Source organism: Rothia sp. P4278 (genome assembly GCF_048512945.1).
In the GTDB taxonomy this organism is placed as follows: domain Bacteria; phylum Actinomycetota; class Actinomycetes; order Actinomycetales; family Micrococcaceae; genus Rothia.
The window spans coordinates 482,864-501,075 of record NZ_JBLXXU010000001.1 but is presented as its reverse complement, the minus strand read 5'-3'; the positions used below and the strand labels follow the sequence as shown (position 1 = coordinate 501,075).

Below are 18,212 nucleotides of genomic sequence, written 5' to 3'. Positions count from 1 at the left end.
GAGGATACCGTGACCGTTCGCCGCATCATGGGAGCCGAAACCGAATACGGGGTCCATGCCCCAGCTAAGCCCCATGCTAACCCCACCGTTCTCTCGGCCTTTGTCGTCAACACCTATGACACCCTCTTTAAAGAGAAGCTCACGGCCGAGCTCAACAGCACCTGGGAATACAGCTCAGAAACCCCGCTCACCGATGCCCGAGGCTTCACCGTTACGCGCGAAAAGGCCCACCCCAGCCAACTCACCGACACAGCTCAAATCCTGACCAGCGAAGACATCGCCGCCGAAGCACTCAGCGAAGCGGGTCACTTTGCCGAACGCATCGACTGGGATGCGGTCACCATGAACTCCATACTGCCCAACGGCGCTCGCCTCTACGTAGATCATGCCCACCCCGAGTACTCATCTCCCGAAGTCACCAACCCGCGCCATGCGGTTCTGTGGGATGCCGCCGGGGACCATATAGTAGCCCAGAGCGTAGCAACCATTGAGCGTATGGTTCAGGGGGAGCAGAGCACCATGCCTGCTGTTAACCTCTATAAGAACAACACTGACGGCAAGGGGCAGTCCTACGGGTCTCACGAGAACTACCTGCTCCCGCGCTCAGTAGATTTTGAGTACCTGACAGCGGCCCTACTGCCCTTCTTCGCCACTCGCCAGATTATGGTGGGTGCTGGACGCGTAGGGCTGGGAATAGCAGCGGAGAGAGCCGGCTTCCAAATCTCACAGCGCGCCGATTTCTTTGAACGCACCGTTGGCTTAGAAACCACAGTTCGCAGGCCTCTGGTTAATACTCGGGACGAACCGCACGCGGAGAGCAGTAAATACCGCAGGCTCCACGTGATCACCGGCGATGCTAACCTCTCACACTACTCAAACCTGCTGAAGTTTGGCACCATGTCCTTGGTACTCAACCTGGTAGAGGCTCAGCAGATCCCAGCCATTAAGCTGGCTACCCCGGTGCAAGCCATGCACGCTGTCAGCCATGATCTTAGCCTCAAACAGCCCCTAGCACTGGCTAGCGGCGGCGAAATGACCGCCCTGGAGATTCAAGATGCCTACCTCCAGGCCGCCCGAAACCTCGAAGCCAACCCCGATCCCGAAACCCAAGAGATTCTGGATCTTTGGGCAGACACACTCCAGGCACTAGAACATGATCTGCTCTCCCTGGCAGACCGACTGGACTGGGTTGCCAAATACGCCCTCATGAGCTCCTACATTGCCAAGGGACATACCTGGGCCGACCCCAAACTGGCAGCCATCGATCTGCAATACTCCGATGTCAGAACCACCAAAGGCCTCTACCACAAGCTGGTAGCCCTGGGGCGCATGAAGACCCTCTTCACCCCACAAGAGATTGCCCGCGCCGCCCACGAACCGCCTCGTGACACTCGCGCCTACCTTCGCGGCAAATTCATCACCACCTGGCCCGATGAAGTCCTAGGAGCTAACTGGGATACCCTCTCAGCCCGCAACCCGCTCTCAATTGACCTGCACCGTCTGCACATGGACGACCCCACCGGCTTCACCGCAGAAACAGTAGAACCCCACCTCGGTCTTGCCCACGCTGACCAACTCTTCGCTCTATTGAACAAGACCGAAAACTAACCAACCCCAGCAAAGGAAAACACCATGGAACGCATCCAAAGCCAAGCACAGAACCAGAAGCAGACCACCAGCCAGGGAACCGACGAAATCCAACTGGCAACCACCACAACCGACATCAACCACCAGGCTGTCTCCGAAATCGATGACCTCCTAGCCGAAATCGACGGTGTCCTCGAGGAAAACGCAGAAGACTTCGTCAAAGGATTCGTCCAAAAGGGCGGCCAATAAGAGCCCCAGGCCCCCACCCACACCCCTCAACCAGCGGCAAGGACACAGATGGAACGCAGAATATTCGGAATCGAAACAGAATTCGGTATCCGCTACATACCCCGTGGGCTCGGCCCCCTCTCACCCGAAGAAGCAGCCCGAAAGCTCTTCAAACCCGTGGTCGACACCTGGCGCTCATCGAATGTCTTTCTTCCCAACGGGGGACGACTCTACCTCGACGTAGGCTCCCACCCCGAATACGCCACCGCAGAAACCGCCTCAATCCGCGACGCCCTTACCCAAGACAAAGCGGGGGAGTACCTGCTCAATGACCTGGTCAACCAAGCACAAGACCATCTCGAAGCAGAGGGCTACAAGGGCCAAATCTTTCTCTTCAAGAACAACGTAGATTCGGCCGGCAACTCCTTCGGCTCCCACGAAAACTACATGCTCGAACGCAAAGTAGAATTCTCCCGGCTCATGCGATCGCTCATACCCTTCCTCATCACACGCCAAATCATGGTAGGCGCTGGCAAAACCCACCCCCAAGGCCCACCCCAATGGGGCGGATGCACCCTCGGAACCCCAGGGCCCCCCAGCTACTCCTTCTCCCAACGGGCCGACTACATCTGGGAAGGCTCATCAACCGCCACCACCCGAGCCCGCCCTATCATCAACACCCGCGATGAACCCCACGCCGATGCCTCTCTCTACCGCCGCATGCACGTCATCAACGGCGACTCCAATATGTCACAGGCAACAACCCTGCTCAAACTCGGAGCCACCGAGCTTGTCCTGCGCATGCTCGAAGACTACTACCCCCTGAATACCTACGACATCAAAGACACCGCAACCGCCCTGCGCGTCATCTCCCACGACCTCACCGGCACCGCCATCTTCGATCTGTCCAACGGCACCCAGGCCAACGCACTGACCCTACAACGCCACTACCACCAAGCGGCCACCCAATACATTGAGCACAAAGGCCCCCACCACCCCGATGTCCCCTATGTACTCGACCTCTGGGGGCGGGCCCTTGACGCGGTTGAAACAGGCGACACATCCCTCATCGACACTGAAATCGACTGGGCCATCAAGAAAAAACTCCTGGACACCTATATTGCGCGGGGCGCTCACGGGTATGACGACCCCAAGATTCAACAGCTTGATCTTGCCTATCATGATATTGACCCGGAGCGCGGCATCTTTGGGTTGCTCAGCCGTAAGGGCCTTATCAAGAACTTGGTCGAGCAAACCGACATAGCCCATGCGGCAGTCAACCCACCAGCAACACGCGCTGCACTTCGTGGCCGCTTTATTAGCGCCGCCAGAGCCGCGGGGGAGCCCTTTACCGTTGACTGGGTTCACCTGAAGCTCAACAACAGACCCCAGCACACCATCATGTGCAAAGACCCGTTTGAAACTCAAAATAGCCAGCTAGATGAACTGCTCAGTTCTCTAGGGCACAAGGAAAAACAGACCTGGCAGACCCCGTTTATTTAGTGGATATTAGCAATTTTTCAGAACTCAACCAGGTCTATCAGATAGTATGAACCCGGTTAAGAATCCCGTCATATTTGGCAGACCCTAGAAAGTGAACCCCCGTGAAGAAAAAGTCAACCCTCATCCTTTCAAGTGCAGCCGCGCTCGCTTTGGCGCTGTCGGCCTGCGGCACTGGCTCAAGCAACAGCTCGAAGCTCTCAGATGTCAACTACTCCATGAACGGTGCAACAGCTCAGCCATCAGTCTCTTTTGCTACCCCCTTTGCGGCTTCTGATGCTGAAGCCTACAAGATTTCTGATGGTGAGGGTGAAACCATTAAGGACGGCGACACCCTGCTCGTTGATGCCACTGTCTTTAACGGTGCAGATACGAGTGCCCTTGATAGCACTTACGCTAGCAATCCCATGATTATCCCTGTCGGCGAAAGCCTGAAAACAGCGGCTCCCGAGCTCTACGAGATTCTGGTTGACTCCAAAGTGGGTGTATCTTTCTCATACACCACTAACATCGACGCTACATCCACCGCAACAGCTTCGGCTACACCGACTGTCTCACCCGGTACAGCAACCAACCTTGAGGTCTACACGGTTTCAGGCAAGCTACTGAAGAGCGCTGAAGGTCAGGCTAAGGAGAAGAAGTCAACCGCGCTTGAATCTTTCTCGCTCACCGATGACGGTACTGCTACCCTCAAGCTTGCTGAGGATCGCGGGGATGCACCCACCGAGCTCTATACCGAGGACTTAATCACCGGTAACGGCCCGGCTATTACCGAAACCGATACTGTTTACGTCAACTATGTCGGTGCGACCTGGTCTGACGGCGCTGAGTTTGATGGAAACTACGGCAAGACTCCCGCTGGTCTCTCTCTTTCACAGGTTATTGAGGGCTGGAAGAAGGGCCTAGCTGGCAAGACCGTTGGCTCCCGTGTGCTTCTCATTATTCCGAGCGAGCTGGCATACGGTGAAGATGCCGCTAGCTCGGGTGCTCCTGAAGGTGCCCTGGTCTTTGTCGTTGATATTGTCGGTAGCGCTCCTTCTCGTGCAGAAGCTTCTCCCTCCGCTACCGCTGAATCTGCTCCCGCGTCCGCTGAAGCAACAAGCACTGAATCCGAATCTGCTGAAGCTTCAGCCTCAGCGAGCGAATAATACTTTAGAAGGGTAATAATCTTATGTCTTTTGGTCAGCGCAAACTTGATCGCACTAAGCCAGAAATTGATTTTCCGGAAGGTGGCGTGCCCGAAGAGCTCGTTATCATCGATGAAATTGAGGGTGCCGGCGATATCGTCGAACCCGGTGACACAGTTTCTGCGCATTATGTTGGTGTTGCCTTTTCCACTGGTGAAGAATTTGATGCCTCGTGGGGTCGAGGGGAACCGCTCCGCTTTCAGGTAGGTGTTGGTATGGTTATTCGCGGTTGGGACCAGGGCCTGCTTGGCATGAAGGTTGGTGGACGCCGTCGTCTGGAGATTCCTAGCGATATGGCCTATGGCGAGCGCGGTGCCGGTGCTGCAATTGGCCCCAATGAGTCACTGATTTTTGTTGTTGATCTGGTCGATGTCACCAAGCGGTAAGGCCTAACAGGTTCAGTAAAAATCTGTGTTTAGCCCCCGGACAGCTCAGTCCGGGGGCTATCTTTGTATATGTGACTTCAAAAGCTGTGGAACGTTCATTAGCGCTCTTAGAAGTGCTTTCTGCTATGCCCCGGGGTGTTGAACGTGAAGAAATTAGGTGGCGTGTACCGGGCTATCGTAGTTTAGGAACGCTCGCGGCTTTTGAAAGAACTTTTGAGAGAGATAAACAGGTTTTACGTGCTTTGGGTATCAGCTTGGTCGCTGAGCGTGATCCATCGGTTGAGTCGGGTTTTATCTACCGTGTTGAGCGGAGGGTTCCTGCTGCGCCGGTTAGTTTCTCTTTGATTGATTGTGCTGTTTTGAATCGCTGTGCTCGTGCCTGGGAGGGAACCGACCTTGAACGTCAGGTGCGTTCAGCTTTGCTTAAACTTGGGACTTTAACTGGCTATGGTATCCAGGAGGATTCTGGGGAAGTGGCACGCTTTACGGCGGGGCCTGGTTTATCAGAGTGCCTTACGTCCTTGGCAGAAGGCAAGGGCGTTAGTTTTTCCTACGGGGCGTCGTCCGAGAGCCGAAAATTATTCTGCTGGGGCTTGGGTTTGCGTTTCGGGCACTGGTATGTGACAGGTTGGGATGCTGATCGTAGGGAGCGGCGCCTCTTTAGGCTTGATCGTATGAGCGATGTCAAGGTTCTTGCTCTTGAAGGGCCGCTGCCACCGGCAGGATTTAGCATGATAGAGGTGCTGGAACAGCTAAGTTCGGCAGAAACTCCACATGTCCTGACGGTGCCCCTCAGCGATGATGGCGCAGATTCAGAGGTTCAGCAGGTTCTTGTCTCACCGTCGTTTGGGGTCCTTGAATCTGCACGTAGCGCTCTTGCACAAGGCAGGACCCACATGGTGGGTGGGATAGCTAGCTACTCTGTTGGGGCAACAATAGATACCGGGTACCAGGCTGAGGTAGCTCGAGCAGAAGAGCAGTTGCGTTCAGAGCTGTTGGCTTGGCACCGGCAGACTCCGCAGCTTACTTCGCCGTCCAACCCAAAAGAGTGGAAGCCCATTGCGCCACAGCGTTATCGTGAAAGCGCTTCAGAGCAGTTGGTCAGATTACTTCTGATGGTGAACCTGGTGTCTGAGAAAGAGGGTATGTACCTTGCAGAGATCGCAGATTTCTTTGATATACCGGAGCGAAAGATCCGTACAGAGCTTGAGAATCTCTCCTACAGTTTGAACTATGATTCTCTGGAGGTGGAGATCAGGAGCGACGGGTTTGTTACAGCTTCTGGGCGGCCGTTGATTACCTCAGGTGTAAGGCTCACGGAAGCTGAATCTCTGGTTCTAGTCCTGGCGCTTGAGCTGATTGCGAGTTCAGAAGCCAGCAAAGTGTATTCGCTCCTGAAGTTTAAGCTCTGGTCAGCGCTGGGCAATGATGATCAGAGGGGGAGTAAGTCCCTTCAGAATCGTGTTGCTGTTTATCAGGCGGATATCGATGCTGAGCTGGCGTATGCTCTGGAGCACCGTGTTCCTTTAAATATCACTTATCGCTCGCGTAAGGGCACAAGTAGCAGAACGATTGAGCCGGTGAGCCTGGTTATCGATAACGGGCCAAAATATGTTAAGGCCTGGTGCCGAACTGCCAGGGAATATAGAAATTTCTCTCTTGGCTCGATTCTTGAAAGTCGTTTAGCTTTGGGGCAAGTCTACGAACACCAGCCTGAAAGTGATAGCAGCTCTCCACGCGAGTGGCTCAGAGAGCTCGTGGGTAGTAAGGGTGCTGGGCAAGAGATTGAACTTGTTCTTCCCTCAGATATCTCAGGTGGCCACCGGGAGAAATCTGTTGCCTTGCTCAATAGATATTCGCGGGAAGTCGCTGAAACATCCCAAGGGCTTTTTTATCGCCTATCAGTGGTTTATATGTCGTGGTTCTTTGATTTTCTGGTTGAGCTTGGGCCAACGGTATTTGTGCTCTCACCAGGGAAAATACAAAAGGAACTGGTAAATCATATAGAAACCACGGGTATGGGTAAAAGCTGAGTATCTGCCATAGATGAGTGTACAAAGAATCACTGCAAGCCTAGAGCTAAATGTCCTGCTCTCTCTTGGTGATTGGCATATATAATGAGGGGTATGCCTTGGTGGTTTTGGATAGTCCTATGGAGTGCACTGGTTGTGTGCTCCCTTGGTGTACTAGCCTGGCTTTTGTACCGTGTCTTCAAGAAGGCAATGCAGGCTATTGATGCGGCCCAGGAATGGGAGAACGATATCAATAGCCAGCTAGGGCAGGCAAGGGTTGTCGGTTCGGTGGATAAAACTACTTCGCCGGCTTTCTTCACACCTGTCAGAGCGGCATATTCGGATTATGTCCAGGGCAAAAATACTCGAACGCTCGACCGCGCCCAGCGTCGCACTCAACGCCGCAGCGAACTCGGTCAGCCCCAACTCATGGGAGACCTTAAACGTCTCCAAGAAAGGTGACGAACGTGTTTGGTAATCTCGCTTCTCATCCTGGCCACCTCCTTATTCTCGCTATCATCATTATTCTGCTTTTCGGTGCTCCCAAGCTCCCCGGCATGGCTCGTAGCCTGGGTCAGTCCATGCGCATCTTCAAGTCAGAGGTCGATGGTCTCAAGAAGGATTCTAAGAAAGATAACACCACAGTTGCCGGATCTACTACTGATGACGTAGTTTCGGGCGAAGTTATCAATAACCCCACCAACACTGATCAGAACAAGGGCCTCTAAGTTAGAGACTCCTTGGTTCTTTTGAGCGTTTTTGAGTAAATATCACAGCCCGTACCCAGGATTAGTGGGTGCGGGTTTGTGGGGTTCCACTGAAATAGCAGAAGGCTATGATGGCGAAAAAACATAACCGGAAGAACAATCCTCAGGCAACCATGGCCCTGAGTGAGCACTTCCGTGAGTTCCGTTCCCGGCTCATTAAAGCGGGCATCGCGACCATTATCTGTGCTGTGGCAGGTTTTTTCCTCTATCAGCCTTTCATGGAAGCTATTAGTGCTCCTGTCTATGCAATCAATATTGAAAGCGGTCGGACAGCTGCGCTCAACTACGCGACTGCTACCTCACCCTTTGATCAGCTAGTGAGGGTATCGCTGTACATTGGTCTAGTTATTGCCAGCCCCGTCTGGATTTATCAGCTGTGGGCTTTCATCACACCGGCCCTCTATCGCAAGGAAAAACTCTACACCCTGAGTTTTGTCTTTACAGCCATTCCGATGTTTCTGCTAGGCACGGCGCTGGCCTGGTGGGTTTTGCCTACAGCGGTTGAAACCTTGACCATGTTCAGCCCAGATGGGGCTACTAATTTTTTTACAGCCGATGTCTATGTCGGTTTTGTAGTTAAGTTCCTGCTTGTTTTCGGTTTATCATTTGTCCTTCCAGTTGTCTTGGTTGGTCTAAACTTTATTGGCTTGATTCGGGGCAAAACTATTCTCAAGTCTTGGCGTTGGGTTGTTGTGGTTGTTGGCTTGCTGGCAGCTATTGCGGCTCCCGGTAACGACATCATGTCTATGCTCTACCTGATGCTTCCCCTACTCTTTTTCTTCTTTGTGGCCATTGGCATTTCCATGCTCAATGACAAGCGCAGGGATCGGAGGAACGCCAAGCTTGCAGAGGGCCTGGCACACGATGAACTTAGCCGAGCAACTAGCGCTGAAGAACTTGAGCGGCTTGGTCGAGAAAATCTCTAGTTTTATGTAAACCCCGGTAGTTTGTTTACCGGGGTTTTTTGCTTATCCGCCTTAGGCCGAAACTAGCCATAGGAACCCTGAGTGGCCTCCGGTCCCCTCTATGATGGACTGTATGGCTAGCTATGCTGAACAATATCTTCGCTCACAGGAGCGCGCTGCTCAATCACGTACGGTTCTGCACAGATTCGAACAGACCTTAGAATTCCCCCTCGATAGTTTTCAGCGTGAGGCCTGCACCTCGGTTGAAAATGGTAGGGGAGTGCTGGTTGCAGCCCCAACAGGTGCCGGCAAAACTATTGTTGGCGAATTTGCTATCTATTTAGCCTTGAAACAGGGCAAAAAGGCTTTTTACACAACCCCCATTAAGGCACTGAGTAATCAGAAGTACCATGACCTTGTTGACCTTTATGGTCATGAGGCTGTGGGCCTGCTGACAGGTGACACCTCCATCAATTCTGAAGCGGACATCCTTGTGATGACCACCGAGGTTCTCCGTAACATGCTCTATGCTGGGTCGGCGACCCTTCAGAATCTCGGGTATGTCGTTATGGACGAGGTTCACTACCTAGCTGACCGCTCGCGGGGCGCTGTCTGGGAAGAAGTTATTATCCACCTACCGGAACACATCTCTGTCATCGCTCTCTCGGCAACTATCTCTAACGCAGAAGAGTTTGGGGCCTGGCTCGACATGGTGCGCGGGAGCACCGATATTGTTGTGTCCGAACACCGCCCAGTGCCGCTGTGGCAGCACGTGATGGTGGGCAAACAGCTCCTGGACTTGTTCATCGGAGAGACTACAGTTGAGGATGCCGCCAACTCTGCTGAAATTCCGGCTGTTAATCCTGAGCTGGTGAAGCTGAGCCATAGGCCGCGTTCTAGGAGCGGGCGGCAAGAAAAGTCTTTTTCCCGCTTGGGCAGGGGACGGCGGGGTAAATATGAAGAAGGGTGGGAAAAAACACGACACAGCGCTGAGAATATAAGGCCTCAGAGAGTTTCTCGCCCGCAGATGATTCGGGCATTGGACCGTGACGGTCTGCTACCCGGTATCTGTTTTATTTTTTCAAGGGCCGGTTGCGATGCGGCCGTATCTCAGTGCATTGACGCCGATGTTAGGCTGACGACCGATTCTGAAGCTCAGACAATTCGCGCATACATCGCAGAGGCAACGGCATCGCTTGATACATCGGATCTTGCTGTTCTTGGCTTCTACGAGTGGCGAGAGGGACTTACCCGAGGGGTGGCTGCACACCATGCTGGCCTGCTACCTGTCTTCAAGGAAGTCGTGGAAACGCTCTTTTCTCAGGGGCTCATCCGCATGGTGTTCGCAACCGAGACTTTGGCTTTGGGGATCAATATGCCTGCCCGCTCTGTGGTCTTAGAGAAGCTCACCAAATTTAATGGTGAAACCCATGTCGATATTACGCCGGGGGAGTACACCCAGCTGACAGGAAGGGCAGGCCGTCGAGGGATCGATATTGAGGGTCACGCTGTTGTCCTGTGGCGTCCTGGTCTGGAACCTCAACAGGTAGCTGGCCTGGCCTCAAAGCGCACCTATCCTCTCAATTCGTCCTTCAAACCGACCTACAATATGAGTGCTAACCTGCTTGCCCAGTTTGGTGCGGAACGTACAAAGAAGATTCTTGAAAGTTCGTTTGCCCAATACCAGGCAGATAAGTCAGTTGTAGGTATTGCCCAGCGGGTGCGCAAGAACGAGAAAGCTCTTGCAGGTTTTGAGGAAGCCATGACATGCCACCTGGGTGATTTTACCGAATACGCATCGTTGAGGCGGGAGCTTTCTGAGCGTGAAAAGAAAGCTGCCAAGGGCCGCTCACGCCTGCAGCAGTCACAGGCCATCGCCTCGATTCTTGATTTGCTTCCTGGCGATATCATCGAGATTCCCGAGGGCCGGAACGCAGGACCAGCTGTGGTACTCTCGCGGGCAGAATCTTTGGAGAACCCCAGGCTTTCAATCCTGACCCTCAAAGCTCAGCTAAGGCGCCTTGATCCGCGTGATCTCGATGGCCCTATCCTACCTATCTCCAAGATCAAGGTATCCAAGAAGTTTACGGGCAAGACCCCCAAGGAACGCCGTGATATGGCCTCAAGAGTTCGCGAGGCTCTCTACCATGAATTACCCGCGCGTAAAGGCTCACAGAAAAAATACTTTAGTGAACGCGATACCGGAGAGTCACAGGCAATCGATAGCTTGCGTAGCTCATTGCGTAATCACCCCTGCCACGGTTGTTCAGAGCGAGAAAACCACGCCCGGTGGGCCGAACGATGGTACAAGCTATCGCGGGACACAGATGGGCTCCGCCGCCAAATTCAAAGACGTACCAATACAATTGCCCAGGTCTTTGAGCGCATCACGCTGCTTCTTGCCGACTTTGGTTATGTCGATTTCAATACTGGTGAGCATACACTGACCTCTCGTGGCGCATCACTGCGTCGCATCTACGGTGAGAAAGACCTTCTGACCTCTCTGTGCCTTGAAGACGGTTTCTTGCAGGGGCTAGACCCAGCAGCAACTGCCGCTGTTGTGTCATCCTTAGTCTACGAAGCTAAACGAGAAGAATTCGGGCTACTGTCTCGCTATCCATCCTCGGGAGTTGAAGAGGCCCTCATGAAGGTCCTGAAACATTGGAGCACTCTCAACGATGCAGAAAAACTTCATCAACTACCACAGACCTCATCACCCGATTTCGGTATGGTCTGGCCAATTTATCAGTGGGCACGCGGCCGCAACCTGGATCGAACCCTGTCACAGTCGGACCTCGTGGCGGGTGACTTTGTCAGGTGGACTAAACAGGTTATTGATAGTCTTGACCAGATTGCCCACGTATCGAGTACAGATCCACAGCTTCGCACCCAATGCGAGGCTGCAATTAACCTTTTGCGGCGAGGCGTCGTTGCAACCCAGTTCTAGGACATCGAACAGAAAGGAACGCTCACAATGAGCACACAGGTATTTCTGAACGGTTCGGTCTACAGCCCAGCAGATCCTTTTGCTACTGCCATGGTTGTGGCCCAAGGGAATGTGGAATGGGTTGGTCAAGATGCTGGTGCTCGCTCTATTTTGGACCCCTCCATGCGGTGCACTGATTTGAGCGGTAACCTGCTGGCCCCGGCTTTTGCCCTTGCGGCCTTGAGCGCAGAACCTGATCAGGTTGCTGACTTGCTCGATACCTTGACTCAAGCCGGGTACATTTCAGCAAATGTGATGCTAACTGATTCAACAGGCAGGTTTGAACAGAGCCCAGCAACAAGGGTGAGGTATTACCTACCAGCTAGTAAGCTCAACACCGGGCAGCACCCAGACCCTGCAGTCAAGGGTATCTACTGCCTGGATTCAGCTGAAGCTACGGCTCAGGCCCTCGAATTTGCTACGTCTCACCGACTCAACCTGGTTGCCGTACCCGCAGATGACTCGGTTGCCGAAGAATTTCTGGATAAGCTCGCTGGCATGGATTCGCTGGCCCGTATGAGGATTAGCCCCTGCTTGGGTGGGCTCCAGTCATTGGATATGTCCCTGATTGAGCGTGCAAAAGACCTCAATGTCAGCCTTGGGTTCTCATCAGACTTTGACCAATCCCATAATTCCTATAGCCATGCACTGTCGGCTGGAGCGTCGGCTGTGCTGGGCTCTGACCCGCTAAGACCACCTTTTGCCCTGGGCTGGGAATTAATGAACCGTGCTGTTAACCCTGAGCAAGATGACATGGCTGTGTCTGCGCGTGCGGCTTTTCAGTCTATGACTCGCGCGGTCTATCGGGCGCAGGGAGAGAATAATCCTTGGTGTGGGCAGTTAGTGCCGGGGGCCCCCGCACACTGTGCGCTGTGGAAAGTTACTGAACTGATGGTGCAGACCCCGGACTCAAGAATTTCTGCCTGGAGCACAGATCCCCGCGCGCGAACACCCCTGCTACCTGTATTAGCTGATGATGTCTCTCGCCCTGAACTCCTAGCACTGTATAACTCCGGACAAAAATTGGATAAGGGTAACAAATCGATGAGAGGTATTTTGTAACCCGGTGGAACTCAATAAAGGATACAATGAGAGACTGGTTCAAGTAACCGACCTGTTCCGCAGGCCAGCATAAGGAGACCGCATGCGAGTTTTGACTATTATCCCAACCTACAATGAGAAGGAAAACCTTCCCATGGTGGTGGAGCGCCTTCGCGCTGCTGTACCTGCCTGCGATGTCCTCGTTGTCGATGATAGTAGCCCCGATGGCACCGGTGACCTAGCTGACTCCATGGCCGAGAAAGATCACCAGATCAAGGTCCTGCACCGCACGGTAAAGGACGGGCTGGGTGGGGCATACCTAGCCGGTTTTGCCTGGGGCCTTGAAGCAGGGTATGACGTCCTAATCGAAATGGACGCTGATTGCTCCCACCAGCCTGAACAGCTTCCTCTCCTTCTGCGAGCCATTGAGCAGGGCGCAGATTTAGCTATTGGGTCCCGCTACGTTCCCGGCGGAAAGACCAAGAACTGGCCGGCGCACCGGCAGATTCTCTCACGGGGTGCAAACATCTACACCCGTTTGATTCTGGGTACCAAAATCAAAGACATCACAGCAGGTTATCGCGCCTATAAGAGCGGGGCTCTGAAAGGTCTTAACCTTGAGGGGATTGACTCTAAAGGTTATGTTTTCCAGGTTGACCTGGCCTGGCGCTCCGAGCAAGCCGGGCTTAAAATTGTTGAGGTTCCTATCACCTTCGTGGAACGAGAAATCGGTAGCTCCAAGATGGACGGTAACATCATCCTTGACTCAATGACTAAGGTAACCCGCTGGGGTCTGACTGCCAGGGCTGAGCGTATCCGCAAACTTATCAAGAAATAAGGAAGAGCTTTTCACGGAATAAAGATGAGAAGGGCCCCACCGAACTTACCCGGTGGGGCCCTTCCTCATCTTGAGAAGAAATCTATTTATAGGGAGTGACGCTCTCTGTAGACGTCAAGACGCCGTTGTAGAGTTTCTTCTAACTCTTCTACGCTGCGACGCTCAAGGAGCATATCCCAGTGAGTCCTAATGGGCTTATCAGCACTTTCTTCAACCTTGCCGTCGCCAGAAACTAGGTGCGCTTCTTTGCCTGACTTAGCAGTCCAGGTCGCGGGAATCTCGGCTTCCTGTGAGAAAGTAACGAAAACACGCTCACCGTTTTCAGTGCGGTACTCAACGCGCTGGCGAGGAGCGGGCTCCACACCTGATTCGGTTTCCATGGATTGTGAACCCAGGCGCATACCGCGCAGGCTGCGATCGCTCATTTTTTTCCTCCAAGAACGGTGATCTTAATTGTTTGTTGGTTTCTAGCCGGTCTATAGACCGGCTAGAAACCAACAGACCGAGTATCCATTATAGCTTCCGTTTAGTGTGAAGCGTTAGGTATATCGGTTGCGCCAAGAGATGATTCTGCTCCATCGTGTGAAATCTCATCGATAACATCGTCCAGGCCGCTGTCGAGCTTATCCAGATTGGGGTTAAGATCCTCCGGGGTGACCTTAATAACCGGGGTGTCAATCAATGGTGAAGATGGGGGAGTAGCTCCCTCTTCTTCAGCTGTCGCAGTGTCTTGATCGTTCCCGGCATCAGGGTTGAATGCCTTGCCGATTCCACGGAGTGCATCCCCCAGCTCAGTGGGGATAAACCACAGCTTGTTTGCATCGCCCTCGGCTAGCTTGGGCAGGGTCTGGAGGTACTGGTAAGTCAGGAGTTTCTGGCTGGGGTTTGAAGCATGAATTGCACGGAAGACCTTCTGAATAGCCTGGGCTTCACCGTCTGCACGCAGAATAGCTGCCTTGGCATCGCCCTCAGCGGTCAGAATCTGTGACTGCTTGGCACCTTCGGCTCGTAGAATTGCAGCGCGGGAATCACCTTCAGCAGTCAGAATCTGAGACTGCTTCTGACCTTCAGCGGTCAGAATTGCAGCGCGGCGATCACGCTCAGCGCGCATCTGCTTTTCCATGGAGTCCTGAATGGAGTGAGGGGGTTGAATCTCTTTGATGTCAACACGGGAGACGCGGATGCCCCAGCGTCCGGTGGTGTTATCAAGTACTCCACGGAGCTCAGCGTTGATTTTGTCTCGCGAAGTCAGTGTTTGTTCAAGGTTGAGACCGCCAACGACGTTACGGAGGGTGGCGCTGGTGAGCTCATCGACAGCGTGGATGTAGTTGGTGATTTCGTAGGTTGCTGCCTTGGGGTCGGTTACCTGGAAGTAGACGACGGTGTCGATACCTACAACCAGATTATCTTCGGTAATGACTGACTGCGAGGGGAAAGAGACAACCTGTTCACGCAGGTCGATCAGGGGTAAGACGCGATCGATAAAAGGGACGGTGACATGGAAACCGGGGGTAAGGGTCGTGTGATATTTGCCCAGCCTTTCAACAATCCCAGCGCGTGCCTGCGGAATAATGCGGACAGCTTTAAGAAGAATAATGAGTACGAGGACAACGAGGGCCGTCAGGATGAAGCCCGTTGTGAGTAGTGGTGCAGTCAATTTCTTACCTTCCAGTAAAGGTTTAATTGTTAGCTAGTGTTTAATGAAACTTTCTTAAGATAAATATGCTGTGGCGCCCCGAATTTCTGTAACAGTTGCTTTAGAGCCCTCAGGCAGAATCTTTTCTGCTGAAGCCGGGCGCGCGGTCCAAATATCGCCATAAATCATTGCAAGCCCGCTGTCGGTAGTGACTGTCTGGGTTATTAGGGCCTGGGCGCCAACCAAGCCTGCTGTGTTCATCGGCGTATCCGGTGAGCTCTGGTGGAACTTCCGAATCAGCGGAGGCCGAAGCCCAAGGAGTAAGCCAATACTCACGAGGGCAAATAGGACAACTTGGCCTACAAATGAATCAAGGAAAGGCGAAAGACCTGCAGCAGTAAGTGCAGAAATAGCCATCATGAGAAAAACGAAATCCAGCATGAGGATTTCAATGATAGCCAGAAGGATTGCAACCAAGAGCCAGAAGGCCCATAGATGCTCAGCAAACCACTCGATCATGTATTTTCTCCTGCGTTACCTATAGTCCTTCTATTCTCCTCAAAACCTGGAAGGATACCAACAGTCGTGCGTAACATGATGCCGAAAATTGACTGAAGTTAGGGTTCAAATTGATGTTTTCATAGAGCCGATAATATACATTATGTAAAGTAAAGTTTGAAAAGCTCCCCTGGGTGACCTAGACCCTGCCCTACACCGACTTCCTCAACTTTGAGATAGCTTGATAGGTTACAGTGGTAACCATGTTAAGTTCTGTCAATTCAGGTAAATATTTTTCTCAGCTAACTCGGCTCGGAATTGATTTTGTCTTGGTTCTTCTTTTCGTTGCGATTGGTTTGACCAGCCATCAGGAAACCCTGAGTAAACTCCCGGTAACCGCCTTGCCTTTTGTGCTGGCCGTGCTTGCTGGTCATGTTGGTGTTTGGGCTGTCAAAACCCGCAGGCAACTGCCTCTTATTTTAGAAGGCTTCATGCTCTGGGTAACCACCTTGGTCTTGGGCCTTGGATTGCGCCTCTCGTTTGGAGACACCGCCGCAATACCCTTTATCATCGTTTCAGCGGTTACACTTCTCCTATTTTTAGTTGGGTGGCGCTGTATTTTGCTGGCTCTGCGCCGCAAGCAATAGACTCAGGCAGACAACATCAAGGCCCCGAGTTACACTCGGGGCCTTGCTCTCGCTCTACTGGGCCTGACTATAAGAAATCCAGCGATCGAGAGTATCAGTAGCTTTGCCTGATCCAATAGACTCCCTGGCTTGTTCTAGTGCAGCTTCGAATCGCTGGCTGAAGGGTTGATCGTCTACTTTATGGAAGGCAACGATTCCCGCTGCTGCATTGAGAATAACGGCATCCAGGATTGGCCCGGGGTGTCCGCCCAGTGTCTCACGTACTACCTGAGCGTTATATTTTGCGTCACCACCTCGTAGATCTTCCAGTCTGCCAAGCTTGAAACCAAATTCAGTGGGATCGATTTCTAGGGGCTTCACTCCCCCATCGACGGCTTCAAAACCGTAGGACTTACCCGTAATAGTAATTTCATCGAGGCCGTCTCCGCCCCTAAAAATAAGCGCATGATTGCCGCGATTGGCAAAGACCTGGGCCATCTTCTGGGCCATAGCCTGGTTGGAAACACCAATAGCAGAAGCCCGCACTTTTGCGGGATTGGTCATGGGGCCTAGATAGTTGAATGCGCATGGAACCCCGAGTGCCCGCCTAACGGGTGCTAGGTAACGCATTGATGGGTGAAATACCTGTGCGAATAAGAATGTAATACCAGCCGAATCCAAGGCTCCTGCAACATCCTTAATCTTAAGGTCTAGATTTATACCAAGCTCGGAGAGCACATCCGCGCTTCCGCTCATTGAAGATGATGCCCTGTTGCCATGCTTGATAACCGGAATACCGGAGCCTGCCACAACTAACGAGGCCATAGTGGATATATTGACGGTATTTTGTTGATCGCCACCGGTTCCTACAATATCAACTGCCTTGTGGGTGATTTCAATGGGGCGAGCCTTATCAAGCATTCCCTCCGCTAAAGCATTAAGCTCTGCAGAAGTCTCGCCTTTAACGTGAAGTCCAATAAGAAATGCAGCCAGTATGCCTTCTGGGGTTTCACCCTCCATCATCTGATCCATGGCCCAAGCAACTTCAAACGGTTCAAGCTCTTGATGGGCTATGAGCTTGGTGAGTATCTGTTTCCAGGTGATATTGGGTGTCATGCTCCTTATTCTACGTATATCAGCTAGCTAAGCCTTCTATCCTCTTTGGATTATGGAACAGGTCAATAGAAGCTGTGGGGCTCTCTGATGCGGTATGGTTACGCGAGTTTTACAGACAATGTGTCTGATATCTCGTGATGAAAGCCCCAGAAATGCAGGGGCAAGCGCAAGATTTACAACACACCTACCCCTAAACCCCCTCTCCTATTGGTTCAAGGGCTGTTTTACAGACATAATGTCTATGTGACAACTGCAACCCATACTCCAAGTAAGTCGGCTCATGCCACTCTTAATCGACCCAACCAGGTAGCTGTAGGCACCGTTGTTTGGCTCGCTTCTGAGGTCATGTTTTTTGCCGGCCTGTTCGCAATGTACTTCACTCTGCGTGCATCTCGACCCGATATTTGGGCCGAGAACTCCGTGCACCTTGAAGTCCCGCTAGCTCTTGCCAACACCATCGTGTTGGTCTTGAGTTCTGTTACCTGCCAGTTTGGTGTATTTAAAGCTGAACAGCTCAAGCCCCGTCGTACCGGATCACTTTTCAACATCCGCGAATGGGGCATGGTTGAATGGTTCCTCTTGACCTTCATCATGGGCGCCTTCTTCGTTTCTGTTCAGGCCTTCGAATACGCAAATCTCGTAGCTGAAGGCATGACCATCGCTTCAAGCGCCTACGGTTCAGCTTTCTACATCACCACCGGTTTCCACGCGCTACACGTTACCGGCGGCCTTATCGCATTTTTGCTCATCATTGGCCGTGCTTATGTAGCAAAGCGTTTTGGTCATTACGAAGCAACTTCAGCAATCGTTGTTTCTTACTACTGGCACTTTGTAGACGTCGTCTGGATCGTTCTGTTCCTTGTTGTCTACTTCCTCAAGTAACCGGTAACCGCTAAAAA

18 protein-coding genes are annotated in these 18,212 nt (G+C 52.6%); 14 read left to right on the top strand and 4 right to left on the bottom strand.

Annotated elements, in window-relative coordinates; genetic code table 11:
- Positions 1 to 27: 27 nt before the first annotated feature.
- The 12 genes from dop to ACN085_RS02190 all read left to right on the top strand — a co-directional run bounded on the left by dop (position 28) and on the right by ACN085_RS02190 (position 13,437).
- On the top strand, positions 28 to 1,608 hold the full coding sequence (dop, locus tag ACN085_RS02245) for a depupylase/deamidase Dop (protein WP_419110694.1): 1,581 nt from the start codon (positions 28 to 30) through the stop codon (positions 1,606 to 1,608).
- A 24-nt stretch (positions 1,609 to 1,632) separates the two neighbouring features.
- A complete protein-coding gene (locus tag ACN085_RS02240; protein WP_419099716.1) occupies positions 1,633 to 1,836 on the top strand; it encodes a ubiquitin-like protein Pup in 204 nt (67 codons plus the stop codon).
- Between the two features lie 48 nt (positions 1,837 to 1,884).
- Positions 1,885 to 3,318, top strand: a complete 1,434-nt coding sequence (gene pafA, locus ACN085_RS02235) for a Pup--protein ligase (RefSeq protein ID WP_419110435.1) — start codon at positions 1,885 to 1,887, stop codon at positions 3,316 to 3,318.
- 101 nt (positions 3,319 to 3,419) lie between these two features.
- Positions 3,420 to 4,463: an FKBP-type peptidyl-prolyl cis-trans isomerase gene (locus ACN085_RS02230; protein ID WP_419110434.1), complete on the top strand. Its 1,044-nt coding sequence runs from the start codon at positions 3,420 to 3,422 to the stop codon at positions 4,461 to 4,463.
- Between the two features lie 23 nt (positions 4,464 to 4,486).
- Complete coding sequence (locus ACN085_RS02225) at positions 4,487 to 4,888, top strand: FKBP-type peptidyl-prolyl cis-trans isomerase (RefSeq protein WP_419099713.1); 402 nt, start codon at positions 4,487 to 4,489, stop codon at positions 4,886 to 4,888.
- A 71-nt stretch (positions 4,889 to 4,959) separates the two neighbouring features.
- Positions 4,960 to 6,921: a helix-turn-helix transcriptional regulator gene (locus ACN085_RS02220; protein ID WP_419110433.1), complete on the top strand. Its 1,962-nt coding sequence runs from the start codon at positions 4,960 to 4,962 to the stop codon at positions 6,919 to 6,921.
- A gap of 189 nt (positions 6,922 to 7,110) precedes the next feature.
- Positions 7,111 to 7,362, top strand: a complete 252-nt coding sequence (locus ACN085_RS02215; RefSeq protein ID WP_419099711.1) for a hypothetical protein — start codon at positions 7,111 to 7,113, stop codon at positions 7,360 to 7,362.
- Positions 7,363 to 7,367: 5 nt separating this feature from the next.
- Complete coding sequence (tatA, locus tag ACN085_RS02210) at positions 7,368 to 7,628, top strand: Sec-independent protein translocase subunit TatA (protein WP_419099710.1); 261 nt, start codon at positions 7,368 to 7,370, stop codon at positions 7,626 to 7,628.
- Positions 7,629 to 7,738: 110 nt separating this feature from the next.
- Positions 7,739 to 8,593 (top strand): twin-arginine translocase subunit TatC, encoded by an 855-nt coding sequence (gene tatC / locus ACN085_RS02205; protein WP_419110693.1) that lies wholly within the window; start codon positions 7,739 to 7,741, stop codon positions 8,591 to 8,593.
- Between the two features lie 112 nt (positions 8,594 to 8,705).
- Entirely contained in the window at positions 8,706 to 11,519 is a 2,814-nt protein-coding gene (locus ACN085_RS02200) for a DEAD/DEAH box helicase (RefSeq protein WP_419110432.1), read from the top strand.
- Between the two features lie 27 nt (positions 11,520 to 11,546).
- Entirely contained in the window at positions 11,547 to 12,620 is a 1,074-nt protein-coding gene (locus ACN085_RS02195) for a hypothetical protein (RefSeq protein WP_419110431.1), read from the top strand.
- Between the two features lie 82 nt (positions 12,621 to 12,702).
- Entirely contained in the window at positions 12,703 to 13,437 is a 735-nt protein-coding gene (locus ACN085_RS02190; RefSeq protein ID WP_419099706.1) for a polyprenol monophosphomannose synthase, read from the top strand.
- 86 nt (positions 13,438 to 13,523) lie between these two features.
- On the opposite strand, the gene ACN085_RS02185 is transcribed toward ACN085_RS02190, so the two are convergent.
- The 3 genes from ACN085_RS02185 to ACN085_RS02175 form a co-directional block, all read right to left on the bottom strand.
- On the bottom strand, positions 13,524 to 13,862 hold the full coding sequence (locus tag ACN085_RS02185) for an RNA polymerase-binding protein RbpA (protein ID WP_419099705.1): 339 nt from the start codon (positions 13,860 to 13,862) through the stop codon (positions 13,524 to 13,526).
- A gap of 101 nt (positions 13,863 to 13,963) precedes the next feature.
- A complete protein-coding gene (locus ACN085_RS02180) occupies positions 13,964 to 15,094 on the bottom strand; it encodes an SPFH domain-containing protein (protein ID WP_419110430.1) in 1,131 nt (376 codons plus the stop codon).
- Positions 15,095 to 15,148: 54 nt separating this feature from the next.
- Positions 15,149 to 15,592, bottom strand: coding sequence for an NfeD family protein (locus ACN085_RS02175; RefSeq protein WP_419104499.1), 444 nt, complete (start codon positions 15,590 to 15,592; stop codon positions 15,149 to 15,151).
- A gap of 242 nt (positions 15,593 to 15,834) precedes the next feature.
- Here ACN085_RS02175 and ACN085_RS02170 point away from each other — a divergent pair, with 242 nt between their 5' ends.
- Positions 15,835 to 16,218 (top strand): DUF3054 domain-containing protein, encoded by a 384-nt coding sequence (locus tag ACN085_RS02170; protein WP_419099702.1) that lies wholly within the window; start codon positions 15,835 to 15,837, stop codon positions 16,216 to 16,218.
- Positions 16,219 to 16,272: 54 nt separating this feature from the next.
- Here the strand turns inward: ACN085_RS02170 and trpD are convergent, their stop codons facing one another.
- On the bottom strand, positions 16,273 to 17,313 hold the full coding sequence (trpD, locus tag ACN085_RS02165; RefSeq protein ID WP_419110429.1) for an anthranilate phosphoribosyltransferase: 1,041 nt from the start codon (positions 17,311 to 17,313) through the stop codon (positions 16,273 to 16,275).
- Positions 17,314 to 17,556: 243 nt separating this feature from the next.
- On the opposite strand from trpD, the gene ACN085_RS02160 reads away from it, so the two are divergent.
- Positions 17,557 to 18,195: a cytochrome c oxidase subunit 3 gene (locus ACN085_RS02160; RefSeq protein ID WP_419099700.1), complete on the top strand. Its 639-nt coding sequence runs from the start codon at positions 17,557 to 17,559 to the stop codon at positions 18,193 to 18,195.
- Positions 18,196 to 18,212: the final 17 nt, after the last annotated feature.

Excerpts from the sequence above, each read along its gene's own strand:
- dop (WP_419110694.1), top strand. The coding sequence starts at position 28 with ATGGGAGCCGAAACCGAATACGGGGTCCATGCCCCAGCTAAGCCCCAT.
- ACN085_RS02240 (WP_419099716.1), top strand. The coding sequence starts at position 1,633 with ATGGAACGCATCCAAAGCCAAGCACAGAACCAGAAGCAGACCACCAGC.
- pafA (WP_419110435.1), top strand. The coding sequence starts at position 1,885 with ATGGAACGCAGAATATTCGGAATCGAAACAGAATTCGGTATCCGCTAC.
- ACN085_RS02225 (WP_419099713.1), top strand. The coding sequence starts at position 4,487 with ATGTCTTTTGGTCAGCGCAAACTTGATCGCACTAAGCCAGAAATTGAT.
- ACN085_RS02215 (WP_419099711.1), top strand. The coding sequence starts at position 7,111 with ATGCAGGCTATTGATGCGGCCCAGGAATGGGAGAACGATATCAATAGC.
- tatC (WP_419110693.1), top strand. The coding sequence starts at position 7,739 with ATGGCGAAAAAACATAACCGGAAGAACAATCCTCAGGCAACCATGGCC.
- ACN085_RS02200 (WP_419110432.1), top strand. The coding sequence starts at position 8,706 with ATGGCTAGCTATGCTGAACAATATCTTCGCTCACAGGAGCGCGCTGCT.
- ACN085_RS02195 (WP_419110431.1), top strand. The coding sequence starts at position 11,547 with ATGAGCACACAGGTATTTCTGAACGGTTCGGTCTACAGCCCAGCAGAT.
- ACN085_RS02190 (WP_419099706.1), top strand. The coding sequence starts at position 12,703 with ATGCGAGTTTTGACTATTATCCCAACCTACAATGAGAAGGAAAACCTT.
- ACN085_RS02185 (WP_419099705.1), bottom strand. The coding sequence starts at position 13,862 with ATGAGCGATCGCAGCCTGCGCGGTATGCGCCTGGGTTCACAATCCATG.
- ACN085_RS02175 (WP_419104499.1), bottom strand. The coding sequence starts at position 15,592 with ATGATCGAGTGGTTTGCTGAGCATCTATGGGCCTTCTGGCTCTTGGTT.
- ACN085_RS02170 (WP_419099702.1), top strand. The coding sequence starts at position 15,835 with ATGTTAAGTTCTGTCAATTCAGGTAAATATTTTTCTCAGCTAACTCGG.
- trpD (WP_419110429.1), bottom strand. The coding sequence starts at position 17,313 with ATGACACCCAATATCACCTGGAAACAGATACTCACCAAGCTCATAGCC.